Origin of the sequence: Variovorax sp. J22G73 (genome assembly GCF_030317035.1) — a bacterium.
GTDB lineage: Bacteria > Pseudomonadota > Gammaproteobacteria > Burkholderiales > Burkholderiaceae_C > Variovorax.
In genome coordinates this window covers 416,859-434,502 of the sequence record NZ_JASZYK010000004.1, presented here as the reverse complement: position 1 = coordinate 434,502, position 17,644 = coordinate 416,859, and the positions used below count along the sequence as shown (strand labels likewise).

The window sequence follows — 17,644 nt, the reverse complement described above, 5'->3', positions numbered from 1 at the left end:
GCGAAGCTGCCGGGCTAGACCGGCAGCAGGCGCTTGCCCTGAACGCGCGCCGCGCGCGCCGGCACGTCCGGCCGAGCCGGCATCCATTCGACCTCGGCCTCGTTCCCTGCCACGGCACGCACCTCCGCATCGCCCGGCAGAACGAACTGGCTGATCAGCGCGTCCAGGTTGCGCGCCTGGTCGCGCAGCCCCTGCGAGGCCGCGGCCGAGGCCTCGACCATGGCCGAGTTCTGCTGCGTCATCTGGTCCAGCCGGGTGACGGCGGTGTTGATCTGCCCGATGTCCTGCATCTGCGACTGCGTGGACGCGGTGATGGCGCTCACCGTGCCCGCCACCTGGCCGATCGACGCCACGATGCGGCCCATGGTCTGGCCCGCGTTGTCGGCCAGCACCGTGCCCGCCTCGATGCGCTGCACCGAGTTGTCGATGAGCCCCTTGATCTCGCGCGCCGCCGCGGCCGAGCGCGTGGCCAGCTGCCGCACCTCCGACGCCACCACCGCAAAGCCGCGCCCCGCGTCGCCCGCGCGCGCGGCCTCCACCGCGGCATTGAGCGCGAGGATGTTGGTCTGGAACGCGATGCCGTCGATCACGCTGGTGATGTCGGCCACCTTGTGCGAGGCGCGGTGAATGTCCTGCATGGTGTGCACCACCTGCGAGACCACCTCGCCGCCCTGCGCCGCCACCGCGGCGGCGGCGCCGGCGAGCTGCTCGGCCTGGTGCGCGGCCTCGCTGGCGTGCTGCACGTTGCGCATCACCTGCTCCAGCGCCGCCGCGGTCTGCTGCAGGCTGGCCGCGGCGTCTTCGGTGCGTGCCGACAGGTCGGTGTTGCCCTGCGCCATGTCGCTGGCGGCGGTGCGCACGTTCTGCACCGACTCGCGCACTCGCAGCACCAGCTCGCGCAGCGCGCCCTGCATCGCGCCCAGCGCCAGCAGCATCTGGCCGGCCTCGTCGCGCGCGTGGCCTTCAATGTCTTGCCGCAGGTCGAGGCTGGCCACGCGCTCGGCGGTTTCGTTGGCCGCGCGAATCGGCCGGCCGATGCTGCGCACCAGCCACTGCGCCAGCACCGCGCCCAGCAGCAGGGCGGTGGCGCCGAAGAGCACCAGCGCCAGCCGCGCCGACGCGCTCAGCTCGGCGATGCGCACCCCGGCCGCGTCGATGGCCGCGCGCTGCGACTGGGCCAGCCTGGCTACCGCGGCCAGCAACGCGGCCGAGCTGGGCTGGAAGCGCTGCGCGTACACGTTGCGGATGCGCTCGGTCAGGCCCGAATCGCGGGCGGCCACCAGCTCTTTCACCGCGGCGGCGAAGTCCTTGGCGGCGGTGTCGGCCTGCGCGAGCAGGGCGCGGTCGGCGTCGTCCTGCAGGCGCTCGCCCACCTGCTTGAGCAGGTCGTTGTATTGCGTGGCGGTGGCCTGGATGTCGGCCGACAGGATCTCGCCCACCTCGGGCTCGGAGCTCAGCGCCATCGCCTTGTAGCGCTCGGCGTTGATGGCCTGCAGGCGGTAGGCGTCGACCACCAGCCGCTCGGACACGCCGTGCTCCTGGATGGCGTCGCGCGTGGCGTCGTCCACCTTGGCCAGCGACCAGATGCCGATGCCCGAGCCCGCCAGCGTGAGCAGCAGCACGACGCCGAAGGTGGCCAGCAGGCGGCGACCGAGGATGTTGCGGGGGCGCGCGGCGGGGGCGGAAGCTGTCCGGGAAGAGGATGTATGGAAAGAGCTTGTGCGGAAAGAGGACGTAGGCGCGGTGCCGGGGGTGCGAAGGTGTGGTGTCACGAAGGCGGTGCGCCCCGGCGGCTGCGGCCGGGAGCGGTCATGAGGGCAGGGGAGGGTTCCCGCCCCGCATTGGAGCGCCGCCCTGTGACCAGCCCTTGACGCCGCCGCTTACCGCCCGGGCGCGAAGGGGCGTTCAGCGTGCTGACACAAACACGTGGACACGAAAACGCGCGCCTCAGCGCCCCGCGCGGTGCGAGGCTTCCAGCGCGCGGGCGTTGTCCACCTCGCGCGGTTTCGCCAGCTTGAACTTGCCGCACTGCTGGCACTGGTAATGGCGAAGCCAGGGGAGCAAACGCATCCAGGTGCGCCGGGGAACGCGCGCCAGGTGAACGGGCTCGCACGGGCAGGCACTCAAGGCCTTCATCAGGAAACTCCAGGTGGGGTGTCTGCGTGCACCGTCCCCCGGCTACGTGAGCGCGAGGGTTGTCTCTGGTTGCCGCAGTGAAAGTGCGCGGATTCTGGGCGTTAACGAAAATTTCTACATCACGGGTTTCCGTAGAAATTTCACCTGGTTGGTGATTGCGAGTGAATCCATTTGGCTTCGTTGTGCGTAGTTCTGTCGGAGGAGGGTCCCGCGGGTCTCGCTGATCGCGCGCCGCGGACCCTCTCCCACCTTCGACACGCACCGCAGCCTCCGCGGCGCGCAGAACAAAAACCGCAATTTCCGCTATCCGAAATTCATGAGAACCGCGATCACGTCCTCGGGACGGATTTTTTTCGTCCAGATGGAGGGCGAGCCGGCCACCGTCCGGGACTACATGGTTGCAGCGCAGGTGTACCTGTCGCTGCTGGAAGAGCAGTTCGACAACGCGCTCGACCTGATCTCGTCGTTTCGCGCCGCCGCGGCCGAAGCCGGCACCGGCCTGCTCACCGACGAGGAGCTGGAATCGGCCAAGCGCTGGCACTACGCGCACGCGCATGCGGACCGCGTCGCCCGGCCGCTGCTGAGCAACCCGAAGGCGCAGCGCTTCGTGTTCCGGCTGGGCGCGCGCGAGGCTGCGGCGAGCATCGGGTAGGGCCCGCACTCCCCCGTTCATGGGATGGACGCCGGGGATGCGGCGGCGACACTGGGGCGCGAAAAAAACAATGCAAAAAGGCCCTCCCCGCGCATCGCGGCGAAGGGCTCCGAGGCACGCTCCACCCCTTGACCCCACCTCCCATTTCCGTCGACCTGCAAGGCGGCTGGTCTTGCTCGTTCCACTTCAAGCAGGGCGCCAGCGGCGGCTATGCGGGCGTGGCCGAGATCGCGCGGGACGGCTTGCGGCGCGGGGAGCTGGTGATCATGGCGCAGCCGTCGCTCGACGCCGCCGTGGCGCGCGTGAAGCTGCGGGCCAGCCAGTTCGTGAGCGTGCGCTCCGACAACGCGGCGCACCAGCCGTGGCGGCAGCGGCCCTGAATTCGGGGGGCGCGGGGGTGTGCGGGGTTGTGCGGGGTTGTGCGAGCTTTTGCAGCCTGTGAATCGCGTCTTTCGAACTCCCCGACCCACCGTTCTTGAGACGGGCCGGGGAGAGCCTTCAGGGCCACGGTGGTGGGCGATTGAAGGCTGCCGGGGTACCTTGCGCCGCTACTTGCCGCTCTGGTCGGCTTTGTCGGTCTGGTCGGCCTTGCCCCCGCGCGGCGCGCAGACCTGAATCAGGTCCATCACTTCCTTCGCGAGCTCGGAGGCCAGCCAGAACACGTTGTCGCGGTGCACGGGGCCCGCGTCTTCCTGGCCCGGCGGGCCGCCGTGGCAGTAGCACAGCAGCGAGTGAAGCTGGGTGCTCTTTTCCTCGAGCGTGCTCCAGGGGTCCGGGGGGTCTCCAGCGGCGGGTACGGGCGTGGAGGGGCGGGCTATATTTGGGGTAGCCATGGGGTGCTTCCTTTTGACGGTTGGGCACTTCGTTGGTTAGACGGCCGGGGTGTTGATTGCGCCCCGGCCGTCGCCTTTTGATACCTTGCATTCGCGCCTTTGCCAGTGGGCATCGGCGACCCGCTGCAAGGCAGGCGGTCTGTTCGTTCAAGTGCTCGAGGGTGATGCGCTCCTTGTCCCGCGGGGCGAGACTTTGGGTGGTGAGGGCACCCACTTTAGAGACGAACGGCGCGGCGCGGGAAACGCAAATGCCCAGTAGTTCTCGAAATGGCCGGGTAAGTGCTGCGCGCTGGCGCGGGGTCACAAAGGCTGACTTTTGTAGACGCTGCGGCGCTGGTTTTGACGCCGTTTCTAGCGCCGTTCTGACGCCGTTTTTGACGCCGTGAAAAAGGCTCCTGCGGGAGCCTTGGTGCGTCCAGAGGGAATCGAACCCCCATCTGGCCCTTAGGAGGGGCCCGTTCTATCCGTTGAACTATGGACGCTGTGTGGTGCCTGCCGTGGCAGGCGTGGCCCTCGTTGACGAAGAAGTTTGTCGGGGCCGGCAGCGGCCCGCACTTTACCAGCTTGAAGCGCCTCGCCCGCGACCTCAGTCGTACTTCACCGTATAGATCAGGTCCACCCCGCTCGTCTGCCCCGCCTGCCCGCGCAGCGTGAGCTTGGTCGTCAGGTCGTAGAAGATGAAGATGGTGCCGAAGGTGCCGCCCAGGCTGCGTTCGTAGGTCAGGTAGAAGTCCTTCGACAGCCGCTTGCCCAGCGTGACCGCCGATTCGCGCAGGTCGCCGCCGCTGCCCGGGCCCTTGAAGCCCAGCTCGTCCAGGCCGAAGCGGCTGGCCAGGCTGCCGCCGCTGCCACTGCCGCCGATCTTGCCGATGAGCGACAGCGCGGCCTGCTGCAGCAAGGCCGACTCGCCGCCGCTGGTGGCCGAGGCGCGGCCCAGGATGACCCACGACAGCGTTTCGGCATCGGACAGCGCGGGCTCCGAATACAGCTTCACGCGCGGCGACTGCGCGCTGCCCGTGATTTGCACGCCCGCGCGCTGCGACAGGTTCGGGCGAATCGCGAGGATGTCGAGCGCCGGGTTGTCGAACGGGCCGTTGAAGCGGGCCACGCCGGTTTCCACGTCGAGCTGCTGGCCGTAGGCGCGGTACTGGCCCTTCACGGTCTTCACCTCGCCGGTGATGCGCGGCGGGGCGTTGAGCCTGGTGCTGCGAATTTCGAGGTCGCCCTCCAGCCGGGTGGTGATGCCGCGGCCCTGCACGGCAAAGTCGTCGCCCAGGTCGAAGTTGACGACGATGTCCGGGGGCTTGGCGGTCTGCGCGGTGGGGGCCTTGGCGTCCTGCGCGGCTTGCGCCTGCGCACGGGCCGCGTCGCGCTGGGCGGCCTCGGCAGCCTCGCGGTCCTTGGCGGCGGAGCGCACGACCACGTCGCTGCCCAGGCTGGGCGCGGTCTCGTCGGGCAGGATGATGACGGCGCGGTCGGTGCGCAGCTTGCCGCGCACGCGGAACTGGCCGTTGTCCAGCCCCGCCTGCAGGTCGCCCGATAGCGTGACCTGCCGGTCGGTGCGCACCAGCACGCGCAGGCCGCGCAGCTGGCCCTGCAGCGCCATGCGAATGCCCGATGCGGCACCGCTGGCGGGCCCCCAGTTCATGCTGCCGCTGGCCGAGAGGGTGCCGCCGTCGGTGCGGGCCTCGCTGGCGGCGGTGCTGCGGTTGCCGCTCTGGCCGGCAATGCGCGCGGTGCTGCCGGCGCCGCCCTTCAGGGTGAATTCGGTGATCTGCACGCTGTCGCCGCTCAGCGTGGCGCGCAGGCGGCCGTCGCGCAGGTCCAGCCCTTCGACCGGGGCGCGCAGCGCGAGCTTGTCGGCGCCCAGGGTGCCGTTCCAGCGCGGCACGGCGCGGTTGCCCGACAGGGTGGCGCTGGCGTCCAGCGTGCCGGCGATGCGCCAGCCCGGCGGGGCCAGCATCGACCACACGCCCAGGTTGGGCAGCGCGGCCCTGATGGTGCCGCCCAGCGGCGCGTCGGGCGCCCACTGCCAGCCGCCGGCGCGCTGCTGCACGCGGGTGTTGATGTCGGCGTCGATCTTGCCGGCGCGCTCGCTGTCCCAGGCCAGGGTGGCGCGCACGGCTTCGCCTTCGGCGTCCAGCCGCAGCTCGGCCTGGCGCAGGCCGGCGGGGGTGCTGGGGGCGTCGCCGTTGGCGGTGGCTGCGTTCATGGTGCGTTCGCTGGCGGTGCCCGTGCCGGTGCTCACGATGCGCGTCACCAGCGCGGCCTCGCCGGCCTGCACGCGAATGTCGCCGCTCTGGCGCGCGATGCGCACCTTGGCGCGCAGGGTGTCGGCGGCGTCGATGTCCCAGTCGCCGTCGAACATCAGGTCGCCGCTGATGCCGTATTCGCCCAGCGTGGCGTTGGCGCCCAGCGCGCCGGCCCAGGCCATGGGCAGGCCCTTGAGCTCGCCCTTCGACTGCACGCGGAACACGCGGTTGGGCGCCGCGCCGCTCTGGCTGAAACGCAGCGGCTGCCACTCGATGCGCACGGTGCCGGGCACGGGGCCGCGCAGCGTGGCCGTGGCGGCGGAGGCTTCCACGTCGAGCCGCGGCGCATTCCCTGTGGTGCTGCGGATGGTGGCCGTCACCTCGCGGCCCAGCTCCACCACCCACGGGTCGCCGGGGCGGGCGCTGTCCGCCGCCTGCAGCTTCAGGCTGGCCAGCGCGGCGCGCCATTGGCCGGGGCCGGCAATGCCGCCGCTGGCGCGGGTGTCGATGTTGATCTTCTGCGTGCCGGTGGCGGCTTCGCCCTTGAGCGTGAGCGTGGCCTGCGCGAGGCTGCCGGCCAGGTCGGCGCGCAGGTCTTTCAGTTGCACGACAGTGGGCACGGCGGTGGCCGTTGCGTTGGCCGGGGCCGGGGTCGCGGGCAGCGTCAGGTCCAGCCGCGGCACGCCGAGCATCGCCTTCAGGCTGGGCTCGGTGATGCCGCGCTGCGCGGGCGCGTTGGCGTTCTCGAGCCGGCGCTGAATGGTCTGCCAGCCGCCCTGCCAGCTGGCGTCCAGCTTGGCCGAGCCCTTGGCGCTGGCGCCGGCGAACACGCCCGAGAGCCCGGGCAGGCCCTGCACCCAGCGCTGCAGGGTGTCGGCGTCGTCGATGCTGGCCTTGATGTCGCCGCCGCCCGATGTCTGGGCAATGCGGCCTTCCACTTGCGCGCTGCCGCCCGGCAGCACCAGCGCGAGCTTGCCGCTGGCGGCCTGCTCGGCCACGCGCACCTGCAGCTTGCCGTCGACGCTGGCGCGCTGGGCCTCGATGCGCAGCGTGCGCAGGTCGAGCACCTGGTCTTTCCACTGGCCCTGGGCCAGCGCGCGGTCGAGCGCGAAGCCGGGCAGCGCCTTGCTGCCCGCGCCCCCTTCGGCGCGCAGGGCGGCGTCGAAGGTGATGGTGCTGTCGACCTGCTCGGCCTTGAGCGTGCCGCTCACGGGCGCGCCCGACAGCTCGGTGTACAGCGCGCCGGGCCGCACGCCGCGCACGGTGGCCTGGGCCTGCCAGGGCGACGGCGCGGGGCTCCACTTGCCGGCCGCGTCGATGCGCCCGCCGCCCGCGCGCACGGTGGCTTCGGGAAAGGTCCAGTTCGTGCCGTCGAAGCCGACCTTGGCCTGCACCTGCTCCACGGGCAGCTTCTCCTGGTCCCACGGGCCGGGCAGGGCGTTGCGGATGTCGGCCGATGCCTTCCATGCGGCGGGGCCGGTGTCGGCGTCGGGTTGCAGCTCGACGGTGCCGGTCAGCTGCGTCTGCGGCGCGCCGGGCCACAGGCTCGACGCATCGACGTTGCGCAGGTCGGCCTTGGCGTCGATCACCGGCTGGGGCAGCCAGGGCGCGATCTGCGCCTGCAGCCTGGCTTCCATGGGGGCGTCGGCGTTTTCCTCGGCGGGCTTCAGCTCGGCGGCCACCTGCAGCCGCGCGTCGGCGGTGGCGAGCGTGCCCTTGACGGTGGCCGCGGCCAGCACGTCGATCTGGTGGTCCTCGGCCAGCGGCGCTTTCACGCGGCCGTCGAGCGCGGCGTCGATGGCCATGGGCGCGGGGCCCTGCAGCTTCACGCGGGCGCTGTAGTGGCCGTCGGCAATGTCCACGCCCTTGACCTCCAGCGCGTGCTCGGAGGCCTTGTTGAAGGTATAGGTGCCCGACAGGTTCAGCGCCTGCAGCACCGGCGGGCCGGCCCAGCGCACCTCGTCGATGCGGAACGGCAGCTCGACCTCCACCGGCAGCACGATCTGCTCCAGCGGCTTCGTGGGCTCGGTGCCGGGCGCGCCGCGCTTTTCAATGAGCACCTGCTTCGCATGCACTTCGCCGAGCTGCACCTTGCGCTGGAACAGCGGCGCCAGTTGCCAGCCAATGGTGGCGTCGTTCACCTCCACGGCAATGCTCTCGCTCTGGTACTTGAGCCAGCCGATGTGGCCGCCGGTGCGCAGCGAGCCGGTCACGTCGCGGCTTTCCAGCGTCTGGCCGGCGGGCAGCCGCTGCGCGGCCTGCGCGAGCGCGAAGGCCAGCGACTTGTTGGAGCCCAGGTACCACCACGCGCCCGCGGCCAGCAGGAGCACCACGAGCAGCAGGGCGGTCACGGTCCAGGCGAACGCGCGCGCGGCGCGGCGTGCGCGCGAGCGGCGCACGGCGGGGGGGACCGGTGTCGGTGTCTGCGACGGCGTGAGCTCAGGCGTCGGGTGGGTGTCGGCGTCGTTCTGCATCGAGGCCATCAGAAAGTGAAGCCGAGGCGAAAGTGCAGGCGGAACTTCTTCGTGTCCACGCCGTAGGCCAGGTCGGCCTGCACCGGGCCCACGGGGCTGCGCCAGCGCGCGCCCACGCCCACGCCGACCTTGGGCTTGAGCTCGCCGGGCTTGTCGGCCACGGCGCCGGCGTCGACGAACATCACGCTCTCCCAGGCGGTGAGCTTGTCCTTGTAGACGAAGGGGCGCTGCCACTCGGCGCTCATCACGCCCAGGTAGCGGCCGGCCACGATCTGCCCGTCGGGGCGCACGGTGCCGATCTGCTTGTAGCTGTAGCCGCGCACGGTGGTGTCGCCGCCGGTGAGGAACATGAGCGTGGAGGGAATCTGCGCGCTGTCTTTCGCGGCGACGGCGCCCGCTTCCACGCGCAGTTGCAGGCGGCTGCGGCGCGCGCGGCTTTCCTTGTCGTCGGCGGAGCCCAGCGGCACCACGCCGAGCCAGCGCGCGTAGGTGCGCGTGAAGGGCACCTGCTCGCCGGTCAGCGTGTAGCCCGCGGCCACTTCCAGCGCCAGGCCGTAGCCGCGCGTGGGGGCGGCGTTGTCGTCGAAGTAGCGGCCGGTCCAGCCCCAGTTGGCGGTCACGGCGGAGGCCGAGGGCGGCGCGTCGATGCCGCGGTTCTGCGCGTAGTCGTACTGCAGGAAGTAGCTGCGGTCGATGTGGTCGCTGGCCTTGCTGCGCCCGCCGCGCAGCCGGCCGCTGTCGACCACGTAGCTGCCCGACTGCTCGCTCTTGAGCTCGGCGCCGGTGAACCATTGCCAGCCGCGGTCGTCGGGAATGGCCTTGAGCTCGGTGCTCAGCGACTTGATGTCGCGGTCGAGCGAAAGCCGCGACACGGCGCGCCAGCCCAGCAGCGGCACCTGGTTATGAATATGGTCGAGCGACAGGCGCGGGCCGTTGTCGGTGGTGAAGCCCACGCCGGCCACCACCTTCTGCAGCGGCGCCTCGCGCAGCTGCGCGATGACGGGCGCGGCCAGCGGGTTGCCGCTTTCGGTGTCCAGCGTGAGGAACACGGAGTCGTAGTAGCCGCTGCTGGCCAGGCGCTGCTGCGCGTCGAGCAGCTTCTGCTGGTCGTAGTCCTGCCCGCTGGGCAGGCGCGCGATGCGGCGCGCGCCGTCGGGGTCGTAGCGCTGGATGCCGCGCAGCACCAGCGGGCCGAACTTGTATGCCGGGCCCGACTGGTAGGTCGCGTTCAGCCGCGCCTCGTGGCGGTCGGCATCGACCTCGGCGCGGCTCAGCTCGATGTTGCCGGTGGGAAAGCGCTTGGCCGTGAGGCTGCGCAGCGCGGTGGTCTTGGCCTCGTCCCAGGCCTGCTGGGTAAAGGGCTGGCCCGCGCGAAGGGCCCAGTTGGTGCGGATGCTGTCGCGCTGCGCCTCGGCGCTGGCGTCGTCGGCAATGGGGCCGGCGTAGCTGATCTGCACGTTGCTCACCTTGGTGATGTCGCCTGGCGACACGGTGATGACGATTTCTCTGGGGGCCTTGGTGCCCTGCGGCGTTTCGTTGAGCTCCAGCGTCAGCGTGGGCGTGAAGTAGCCCAGGGTGCCGAGCAGCTCGCGGGCGTTGGCCTCGGCGGCCACCATGAGGCGGGAGATTTCGGTGGCGCCCAGGTCGTCGAGTTCGCGGTAGCGCTGGATCTCGAGGTGCAGCTTGAGGTAGTCGCGCACGTCCTCGGGGCCGCGCACGTCGACGGTGAAGGCGTCGCGCTTGTCGGTCCTGGCCTTGTCGGCCTTGTCGTCGTCCTTGCCGCCATCTTTGCTTTCGGCCGTGTCGGCCGAACCGCCGCGAACCAGGCCCGCCACGGGCTGGCCTTCGGCCGGGTCCTTGCCTTTTCCCGGCAGCAGGCTGCAGCCTTGCAGAAGCAGGACGCCTGAAAAAAACAAAGCCGGCCACCACGCCGGCGAAGAAACGGATACCGCCCTGACCATGGGCGGATTCTGACAGCAAGCACCGGCGGTTCCTGAAGGCCCCGCGAGATCGCCGGCTTCGTCCTACTCGTCATGCTCGGCCATGCCTGGCCCTGCCGTGCCTCGAAAGCTACTTCGACAGCATCCGCATCGCCTCTTCGAGGCCGCGCAGGGTCAGCGGGTACATGCGGTTGGACATCAGCTGCTGCATCACGCCGATGCTCTGGCGGTACTGCCACACGCCCTGCGGCTCGGGGTTGATCCACGCGAACTTGGGAAAGGTGTGCGTGAGCCGCTGGATCCACTCGGCGCCGGCTTCTTCGTTGTTGTATTCAACGCTGCCGCCGGGTTGCAAGATTTCGTAAGGGCTCATCGTGGCATCGCCCACGAAGATCAGCTTGTAGTCCTTGTTGTACTTGCGCAGGATGTCCCAGGTGGCGAACTTCTCGGAGAAGCGGCGCTTGTTGTTCTTCCACATGAAGTCGTACACGCAGTTGTGGAAGTAGAAGAACTCCAGGTGCTTGAACTCGGTCTTCACGGCCGAGAAGAGTTCTTCCACCCGCGCGATGTGCTCGTCCATGGTGCCGCCCACGTCCATCAGCAGCAGCACCTTCACGTTGTTGTGGCGCTCGGGCCGCATCTTGATGTCGAGGTAGCCGGCGTTGGCCGCGGTCGAGTGGATGGTGTCGTCCAGGTCCAGCTCTTCCACGTTGCCTTCGCGCGCGAACTTGCGCAGCCGGCGCAGCGCCACCTTGATGTTGCGCGTGCCCAGCTCCTGCGTGTCGTCGTAGTCCTTGTAGGCGCGCTGGTCCCATACCTTCACCGCGCTCTTGTTCTTGCCGGCGCCGCCGATGCGGATGCCCTGCGGGTTGTAGCCGCCGTTGCCGAAGGGCGAGGTGCCGCCGGTGCCGATCCACTTGCTGCCGCCCTCGTGGCGTTCCTTCTGCTCCTCGAAGCGCTTCTTGAGCGTTTCCATGAGCTCGTCCCAGCCCATCTTCTCGATCTTGGCTTTTTCTTCGGCCGTGAACTCGCGCTCCAGCGTTTTCTTCAGCCAGTCGAGCGGCACTTCCTTGGTGAAGTCGGTGAGCATCTCCACGCCCTTGAAGTAGGCGGCGAAGGCGCGGTCGAACTTGTCGTAGTGCTTCTCGTCCTTCACGAGCGCGGTGCGCGAGAGGTAGTAGAAGTCGTCGATGCCGTAGGCGCCGTCGGAGTTGGGCCCCACCACGTCGGCCTGCAGGGCCTCGAGCAGCGTGAGGTATTCCTTGACCGACACCGGCAGCTTGGCCGAACGCAGGGTGTAGAAGAAGTCGATGAGCATGGGGCGCTCCTTTGGTTTCAGGCGCGGGGCTTGTCGAGCAGGTACAGCAGCTGCGCGCGCACCTCGGGCCACTCGCCCGCGCGCAGGCTGTACATGAAGGTGTCGCGGATGGTGCCGTCGCGGCGCATCGCGTTGCCGCGGATCACGCCGTCGCGCTTCGCGCCCAGCCGCTCGATGGCGCGCTGCGAGGCGAAGTTGAAGTTGTCGGTGCGCCAGCCCACCACGTGGCAGCCCAGCGCGTCGAAGGCGTGCGTGAGCATCAGCAGCTTGCAGGTGGTGTTGACGTGCGTGCGCTGGCAGCGCGCGGCGTACCACGTGTAGCCGATTTCCACGCGCTTCACCGCCGGCAGCATGTCGTGGAAGCTGGTGCTGCCGAGCACGGTGCCGGTGGCCTCGTCGGTCACGGCGAAGGCGAAGCGGTCGGTGGTGCCGAGCGCGGTCTCGATGTAGGCGCGCGTGTCTTGCGGCTCGGGCACGGAGGTGACGCGCAGCTTCCACAGCTCGCCGTCGGCGGCCGCGGCGCGCAGGCCTTCTTCATGGGCCAGCGCCAGCGGCACCAGCGCGATGCCGCGGGCCTTCAGCGTGACGGGTTCGACGAACGCCATTTCAAAACTCTCTCGGTTGCTCGGGGGACTGCTGTGGACTGCTGCGGGAACGCGGTCGGCTTCAGGCCCTGGGGTCGCCGTACTTGTGCACGTACCAGAGGCGTGCCGCCTGCGCCCCGGCGCCGCCGCCCAGGCCGACCAGCGCAATGCCGAAGATCTCGCGCTTGCCGTAGCCGCCGGCACCGAAGGCGTCGAGCCCGAGCAGCAGCCCGAGCCCGCGCCCGAGCAGCGCGCCCACCACGAAGAGCACCGCCTGGGCAATGCCCAGCTTCATCAGTTGCCTGGTGGAGTGGGGTTGTCGGCTCATGGGCCTAGCGGTTGTTGCGTTGCATGAAGACGAGCTTCTCGAAGAGCGTCACGTCCTGTTCGTTCTTCAGCAGCGCGCCCACCAGCGGCGGCACGGCGACCTTGTCGTCCTTGCTCTGCAGCGCTTCGAGCGGAATGTCTTCGGCCACCAGCAGCTTGAGCCAGTCGAGCAGCTCGGAGGTGGAGGGCTTCTTCTTCAGGCCGGGCAGGTTGCGCACGTCGTAGAAGGTCTTCATGGCCGCGGTGAGCAGCTCCTGCTTCAGGCCGGGGAAGTGCACGGCGACGATGTGCTTCATCGTCTCGGCATCGGGGAACTTGATGTAGTGGAAGAAGCAGCGGCGCAGGAAGGCGTCGGGCAGCTCCTTCTCGTTGTTGGAGGTGATGAACACCACCGGGCGGTGCTTGGCGCGAATGAGCTCGCGCGTTTCGTAGCAGTAGAACTCCATGCGGTCGATTTCGCGCAGCAGGTCGTTCGGGAATTCGATGTCGGCCTTGTCGATCTCGTCGATCAGCAACGCCACCGGCTCGTCGGCCGTGAAGGCCTGCCAGAGCACGCCCTTCACGATGTAGTTCTGGATGTCCTTCACGCGCTCGCCGCCGTCCACGTCCTTCAGTTGCGAGTCGCGCAGGCGGCTCACGGCGTCGTATTCGTACAGGCCCTGTTGCGCCTTGGTGGTCGACTTGATGTGCCACTGCAGCAGCGGCAGGCCGAGCGACTGGGCCACTTCCTCGGCCAGCATGGTCTTGCCGGTGCCGGGCTCGCCCTTGACGAGCAGCGGACGTTTGAGGGTGATGGCCGCGTTGACCGCGAGCATCAGGTCCTGCGTGGCGACGTAATTGTCTGAGCCCTGGAATTTCATGAGTGAGACGGAAGCTGGGGTGGAGAAAAGAACACACTCGACGCGCGTTGTGCAGCCTAGGGTTGGCCTGCACAGGGATCCGGAGGACCCCTGCCTATAATCGAATGTTGATTCGAAAAACTGTACTCTCCACGAGATTGTGCGCGCAAAATGAACAAGTTGTTGACCACGATGTTTGCCCTTGCTGTCGCTTGCGTGACGGTCTCGGCTGAAGCCCAACAAGTCACTGGCAAGGCCCAGGACGGGGCAAAGAAGGTACAGATGTGCGTGGGTTGCCACGGCATCATCGGCTACCAGGCCAGCTTCCCAGAGATCCACAAGGTGCCCATGATCGCGGGCCAGAGCGCCACCTACATCACGGCCGCGCTCACCGCGTACAAGGGCGGCGACCGCAAGCACCCCACTATGCGTGCCATTGCCGACACGCTCACCGAGCAAGACATCGCGGACCTCGCGGCCTACTACAGCCAGCTCGGCCTGAAGGACGGCAGCGCACCGCCGGCCACGCTGGCCAAGGCCACGCCGGCCAATGTCGAAGGGCTCATCACCCGCAACGCCGACAACAGCTGCACCAAGTGCCACGGCGCGAACTTCAACACCCCCAACGACGGCACCGTTCCCAAGCTGGCCGGCCAGCACGCCGACTACCTGTTCGTCGCGCTCAAGTCGTACCGCGTGAAGAACAACGCGCACCTGGGCCGCTCCAACGCAGTGATGGGCCAGCAGGTCGAAGAGAAGAAGTTCACCACCGCCGAGCTGAAGACGCTGGCCACCTACATCAGCTCGCTGCCCGGCGAACTGAAGACGGTGCCCGAGTCGCGCATTCACCACCGCGTGGACTGAGCACTGAGCACTGAGCGAAGGTTCAGTCTCATACAACAAAGCCCGTTTGCAGCGGGCTTTTTTCATGCCCGGGTTTTCCCCGAGCCGTGCGCAGCGTGTCGTGCGTCAGACGTCGAAGAACGCCGTCTCGTCCGTGCCCTGCATGCGAATGTCGAAGCGGTAGCTCACCGCGCCGCCCTGCACCACGCGCTCGGCGACCAGCGTGTGGCGGCGGTCGGCCGGCACGCTCTGCAGCACCTCGTCCTTCGCGTTGGCCGCGGCTTCGTCGCCGAAGTACACGCGCGTGAAGGCATGCAGCAGCAGGCCGCGCATGAGCACGATCACGTTGATGTGCGGTGCCTCGCCGGGGGCCTGCGCGCCGGGCTTGACGGTGTGGAACACGAAGCGGTTGCCTTCGGTGGTGCCGGTGCCGACGCGGCCGAACGCGCGAAAGCCCAGCGCGCGTGCCTCGTCGGGCGTCTGCGGGTAGCGGCCTTCGCCGTCGGGCTGGCTGATCTCGACCAGCGCGTCGTTGATCGGGTTGCCGTCGCCGTCGATCACGCGGCCTTCCAGGCGAATGCGCTCGCCGCTGGCGTTGTCCAACGCGAGCACGGCGTCGAAGGGCTGGTCGAAGTCGTAGCCGTACTGCGTGGCGGTGAGGCCGTACGCAAAGTAGGGGCCCACGGTCTGCGAGGGGGTCTGGCCGAAGTCGGCTTCCTGTGCGGTCATCAATGGCATGGTGTGTGTCTCCTGGCGGCTCAGCGGTTTTCGAAAGGCGTTTCGTCCGCGCCGCGCAGCACGATGTCGAACTGGTAGCCCAGCGCGTAGCCCTCTTCGGTGATGTCGAGGCTGAAGTCGGCAATCAGCCGGTTGCGATAGCGCTCGGGCGTGCCGGTGACCATCGGGTCGTACTGCAGCAGCGGGTCGCCGGGGAAGTACATCTGCGTGACCAGGCGGCTCGCAAAGCTCTGGCCGAACAGCGACATGTGGATGTGCTGCGGGCGCCATGCGTTCGGGTGGTTGCCCCAGGGGTAGGCGCCGGGCTTGATGGTGAGGAAGCGGTAGCGGCCTTCGCTGTCGGTCAGGCAACGGCCCGCGCCCAGGAAGTTGGGGTCCAGCGGTGCGTCGTGCTGGTCGACCTTGTGCACGTAGCGGCCCGAGGCGTTGGCCTGCCAGAGCTCGACCAGCGTGTTGGCCACCGGGCGGCGGTGCTCGTCGAGCACCTGGCCGGTGAGGATCATGCGTTCGCCCAGCGGCTCGCCGTTCTTGCGCGCGTTGCGCGTGAGGTCGTGGTCGAGCTCGCCGATGCTGTCGTGGCCGTACACCGGCTGCTGCAGCTCGCCGAGCGAGGCCTTCAGCGGAATCAGCGGCTTCTGCGGGCCGCGCTTCATGGTGGACTTGTAGCCCGGGTACACGTAGCTGGGGTGGGCTTGCCAGTCGCGCGGGGTGAGGACGGGCGATGCGCCGCCGTCGAGGTCTTTGGTCTTGGTCAACATGAACGTTGTCTCCTGTCGTGGGACGAATCCGGAAGCCGCCACTTTAGAAGCGCCGTTCAATGATGTAAATTGAAGATTGATACGTTCTCCATAACCAGCGGTTAAGCAACGCGCATTGAAAACCTCCGTCGACCTTCGCCAGGATTTCCTGCGCAACGTTCAGCTGCGCCACCTGCGCTCCTTCGTGGCCGTGGCGCAGGAGCGCCACCTCGCGCGCGCCGCCGAGCGGCTGGCGTTGAGCCAGCCGGCGGTGTCCAAGACGTTGTCGGAGCTGGAGGCCATCGTCGGCACGCGGCTGGTCGAGCGCAGCAACGCCGGGCGGCGCGGCGTGCAGGGGCTCACCGCCGCCGGCGAGCAACTGCTGGCGCACGCGCTGCGCGTGCTCGAGGCGCTGGACGCCAGCGCGCAGGCCGTGGCGCCGGCCGCGGGCGGGCGCATCGAGCGGCTGCGCATCGGCGCCTTGCCCAGCGTGGCGCCGGCCCTGTTGCCGGTGGCGCTGGCGCGCCTGCGCGAAGGCTGGCCGCAGGTGCAGATCGTGGTGAAGAGCGCCGCCAACGCCGCGCTGCTCGACGAGCTGCGCGCCGGCGAGCTCGACCTGGTGGTGGGCCGCATGAGCGACCCGCGCCTGATGGGCGGGCTGAGCTTCGAGCTGCTGCACACCGAGCCGCTGGTGTTCGCGGTGCGCGCGGGCCATCCGCTGGCCGCGCCTGCGCATGCGCGCCGGGCCTTGGCGGCGTCGGTGCAGGCGGTGATGGGCTTCCCGCTGGTGGTGTACGGCGAGGGCACCATCCCGCGCCACAACACCGAGAGCTTCTTGTCGGCGCGCGGCCTAGTGCTGCCGACCAACGCGCTGCAGACACTGGACGTGGCCGTGGCGAGCGCGCTGGTGGCGGTGTCCGATGCGGTGTGGATCACGCCGCTGGGCGCGGCGCGCGGGGAACTGGCGGCGGGGCGGCTGGTGCGCCTGCGCATCGAGACCGCGGGCACCGAGGAGCCGGTCGGCCTGCTGCAGCGCAGCGACGCTGAGCCATCGGCGCTGCGCCTGGCCATGGCCGCGCTGTTGCGCGAGGCGGCGAAACAGCAGGGCGCCGTGCCGTCGCCGGCGCGGAAGAAGCGGGCGGGCTAAGCCAGCCAGCCAGCCAGCCAGCCAGTCAGTCAGTCAGTCAGTCGCTGAGCTTTTCAGCCGCCCGGTGGCGTCGCCTTCGCCTAGTCTTTCGTCGCCCGGCGCTGCACGCAGGCCACGTAGCCTTCGCCGTCGGGCGGGCGCCCGGCGCGCTGGCTCTCCCACATCATCTGGCCCAGGCAGTCCATTGCCTCGTGGTGCGCGTGCAGCAGCGAGCCGCGGCGCGCGGCCAGCAGTTCCACCGCCTGGCGGATGCCGCGCGGCTGGTCGATGGAGCACTGCTCGCTGATCGACAGGTGCATCGACAGGTGAAGAAAGGGGTTCTCGCGCCCGTTCGAGCCGTCGTACACCCGCGCCACCGCCGCGTCGGCATCGGCCAGGTCCTCGTGGTACTCGGGGTGCTCGTCGATCCAGCCGGCGGCAATGGTTTCCAGCGCTTCCATGGGCTGGCCCTGGCGGTGCTTGGCGTACACGTCGCAGAAGAAGCGGCGCACGTCTTCCTGGGAGGGATTGAACATATATAGAAGAAGAAAGAAAAAGGGCTGTGGCTTGGCGCCGCCGCGGTGGCTTCGCGCGCCACCGAGAGCACCGCAAAAGCCACGCAAGTTGTGCCGGACGTTCCGGGTACACGGCGTTACATCGTTACGTAACGAATCGCTGATTGAGGTACTTACGACCTGTTTCCAGGCCTCCGTGAAAACCCGTGTTTTTGAAAAATACCTATAAAAATCAATAGCTTGCGAGGTGGGTAACGGGGGCCTTCAAGCACCTGCGAAAAGCGGCACGCATGTTGCCCCTGTAGAGACATCTTTTCTCACAGAGGCTGC

At 69.0% G+C, this 17,644-nt stretch carries 16 protein-coding genes and 1 tRNA gene; 4 read left to right on the top strand and 13 right to left on the bottom strand.

Going from position 1 to position 17,644, the window contains the following annotated elements; all coding sequences use genetic code 11:
• Positions 1–14: 14 nt before the first annotated feature.
• Complete coding sequence (locus QTI51_RS18535) at positions 15–1,772, bottom strand: methyl-accepting chemotaxis protein (RefSeq protein WP_503011523.1); 1,758 nt, start codon at positions 1,770–1,772, stop codon at positions 15–17.
• Positions 1,773–1,947: 175 nt separating this feature from the next.
• The gene (locus tag QTI51_RS18530) at positions 1,948–2,136 is read right to left on the bottom strand and encodes a hypothetical protein (RefSeq protein WP_116909456.1); all 189 of its coding nucleotides are present in this window, start codon (positions 2,134–2,136) and stop codon (positions 1,948–1,950) included.
• 316 nt (positions 2,137–2,452) lie between these two features.
• Here QTI51_RS18530 and QTI51_RS18525 point away from each other — a divergent pair, with 316 nt between their 5' ends.
• The gene (locus QTI51_RS18525) at positions 2,453–2,788 is read left to right on the top strand and encodes a hypothetical protein (protein WP_132748788.1); all 336 of its coding nucleotides are present in this window, start codon (positions 2,453–2,455) and stop codon (positions 2,786–2,788) included.
• A gap of 128 nt (positions 2,789–2,916) precedes the next feature.
• Positions 2,917–3,168 (top strand): hypothetical protein, encoded by a 252-nt coding sequence (locus tag QTI51_RS18520; RefSeq protein WP_116909454.1) that lies wholly within the window; start codon positions 2,917–2,919, stop codon positions 3,166–3,168.
• A gap of 168 nt (positions 3,169–3,336) precedes the next feature.
• Here the strand turns inward: QTI51_RS18520 and QTI51_RS18515 are convergent, their stop codons facing one another.
• The 8 genes from QTI51_RS18515 to QTI51_RS18480 all read right to left on the bottom strand — a co-directional run bounded on the left by QTI51_RS18515 (position 3,337) and on the right by QTI51_RS18480 (position 13,376).
• Positions 3,337–3,621, bottom strand: coding sequence for a hypothetical protein (locus QTI51_RS18515; protein ID WP_132748787.1), 285 nt, complete (start codon positions 3,619–3,621; stop codon positions 3,337–3,339).
• A gap of 407 nt (positions 3,622–4,028) precedes the next feature.
• Positions 4,029–4,103, bottom strand: a tRNA-Arg gene (locus tag QTI51_RS18510).
• A gap of 104 nt (positions 4,104–4,207) precedes the next feature.
• Positions 4,208–8,347 carry a translocation/assembly module TamB domain-containing protein gene (locus tag QTI51_RS18505; RefSeq protein WP_116909650.1) on the bottom strand — a complete coding sequence of 1,380 codons (4,140 nt, stop codon included), beginning with the start codon at positions 8,345–8,347 and terminating at the stop codon, positions 4,208–4,210.
• 8 nt (positions 8,348–8,355) lie between these two features.
• Positions 8,356–10,308: an autotransporter assembly complex protein TamA gene (locus QTI51_RS18500; protein WP_116909453.1), complete on the bottom strand. Its 1,953-nt coding sequence runs from the start codon at positions 10,306–10,308 to the stop codon at positions 8,356–8,358.
• A gap of 109 nt (positions 10,309–10,417) precedes the next feature.
• Positions 10,418–11,605, bottom strand: a complete 1,188-nt coding sequence (locus tag QTI51_RS18495) for a vWA domain-containing protein (protein WP_116909452.1) — start codon at positions 11,603–11,605, stop codon at positions 10,418–10,420.
• Between the two features lie 17 nt (positions 11,606–11,622).
• Positions 11,623–12,210 carry a GNAT family N-acetyltransferase gene (locus QTI51_RS18490; RefSeq protein ID WP_116909451.1) on the bottom strand — a complete coding sequence of 196 codons (588 nt, stop codon included), beginning with the start codon at positions 12,208–12,210 and terminating at the stop codon, positions 11,623–11,625.
• 61 nt (positions 12,211–12,271) lie between these two features.
• A complete protein-coding gene (locus QTI51_RS18485) occupies positions 12,272–12,517 on the bottom strand; it encodes a hypothetical protein (protein ID WP_116909450.1) in 246 nt (81 codons plus the stop codon).
• Between the two features lie 4 nt (positions 12,518–12,521).
• Entirely contained in the window at positions 12,522–13,376 is an 855-nt protein-coding gene (locus QTI51_RS18480; RefSeq protein WP_093130390.1) for an AAA family ATPase, read from the bottom strand.
• Between the two features lie 150 nt (positions 13,377–13,526).
• Between QTI51_RS18480 and QTI51_RS18475 the strand changes: the two genes are divergently transcribed.
• Complete coding sequence (locus tag QTI51_RS18475; RefSeq protein ID WP_116909449.1) at positions 13,527–14,219, top strand: c-type cytochrome; 693 nt, start codon at positions 13,527–13,529, stop codon at positions 14,217–14,219.
• A gap of 105 nt (positions 14,220–14,324) precedes the next feature.
• On the opposite strand, the gene pcaG is transcribed toward QTI51_RS18475, so the two are convergent.
• Positions 14,325–14,936, bottom strand: a complete 612-nt coding sequence (gene pcaG, locus QTI51_RS18470; protein ID WP_116909448.1) for a protocatechuate 3,4-dioxygenase subunit alpha — start codon at positions 14,934–14,936, stop codon at positions 14,325–14,327.
• Between the two features lie 20 nt (positions 14,937–14,956).
• A complete protein-coding gene (gene pcaH, locus QTI51_RS18465; protein WP_116909447.1) occupies positions 14,957–15,694 on the bottom strand; it encodes a protocatechuate 3,4-dioxygenase subunit beta in 738 nt (245 codons plus the stop codon).
• Positions 15,695–15,809: 115 nt separating this feature from the next.
• Here pcaH and QTI51_RS18460 point away from each other — a divergent pair, with 115 nt between their 5' ends.
• Positions 15,810–16,820, top strand: coding sequence for a LysR substrate-binding domain-containing protein (locus tag QTI51_RS18460; RefSeq protein WP_116909446.1), 1,011 nt, complete (start codon positions 15,810–15,812; stop codon positions 16,818–16,820).
• Between the two features lie 80 nt (positions 16,821–16,900).
• Here QTI51_RS18460 and QTI51_RS18455 read toward each other — a convergent pair whose 3' ends face one another.
• Positions 16,901–17,335: a DUF1841 family protein gene (locus QTI51_RS18455; RefSeq protein ID WP_116909445.1), complete on the bottom strand. Its 435-nt coding sequence runs from the start codon at positions 17,333–17,335 to the stop codon at positions 16,901–16,903.
• Between the last annotated feature and the right edge of the window lie 309 nt (positions 17,336–17,644).

Coding starts and splice junctions, on each gene's coding strand:
- QTI51_RS18530 (WP_116909456.1), bottom strand. CDS start 2,136: ATGAAGGCCTTGAGTGCCTGCCCGTGCGAGCCCGTTCACCTGGCGCGC.
- QTI51_RS18525 (WP_132748788.1), top strand. CDS start 2,453: ATGAGAACCGCGATCACGTCCTCGGGACGGATTTTTTTCGTCCAGATG.
- QTI51_RS18515 (WP_132748787.1), bottom strand. CDS start 3,621: ATGGCTACCCCAAATATAGCCCGCCCCTCCACGCCCGTACCCGCCGCT.
- QTI51_RS18505 (WP_116909650.1), bottom strand. CDS start 8,347: ATGCAGAACGACGCCGACACCCACCCGACGCCTGAGCTCACGCCGTCG.
- QTI51_RS18500 (WP_116909453.1), bottom strand. CDS start 10,308: ATGGTCAGGGCGGTATCCGTTTCTTCGCCGGCGTGGTGGCCGGCTTTG.
- QTI51_RS18495 (WP_116909452.1), bottom strand. CDS start 11,605: ATGCTCATCGACTTCTTCTACACCCTGCGTTCGGCCAAGCTGCCGGTG.
- QTI51_RS18490 (WP_116909451.1), bottom strand. CDS start 12,210: ATGGCGTTCGTCGAACCCGTCACGCTGAAGGCCCGCGGCATCGCGCTG.
- QTI51_RS18485 (WP_116909450.1), bottom strand. CDS start 12,517: ATGAGCCGACAACCCCACTCCACCAGGCAACTGATGAAGCTGGGCATT.
- QTI51_RS18480 (WP_093130390.1), bottom strand. CDS start 13,376: ATGAAATTCCAGGGCTCAGACAATTACGTCGCCACGCAGGACCTGATG.
- QTI51_RS18475 (WP_116909449.1), top strand. CDS start 13,527: ATGAACAAGTTGTTGACCACGATGTTTGCCCTTGCTGTCGCTTGCGTG.
- pcaG (WP_116909448.1), bottom strand. CDS start 14,936: ATGCCATTGATGACCGCACAGGAAGCCGACTTCGGCCAGACCCCCTCG.
- pcaH (WP_116909447.1), bottom strand. CDS start 15,694: ATGTTGACCAAGACCAAAGACCTCGACGGCGGCGCATCGCCCGTCCTC.
- QTI51_RS18455 (WP_116909445.1), bottom strand. CDS start 17,335: ATGTTCAATCCCTCCCAGGAAGACGTGCGCCGCTTCTTCTGCGACGTG.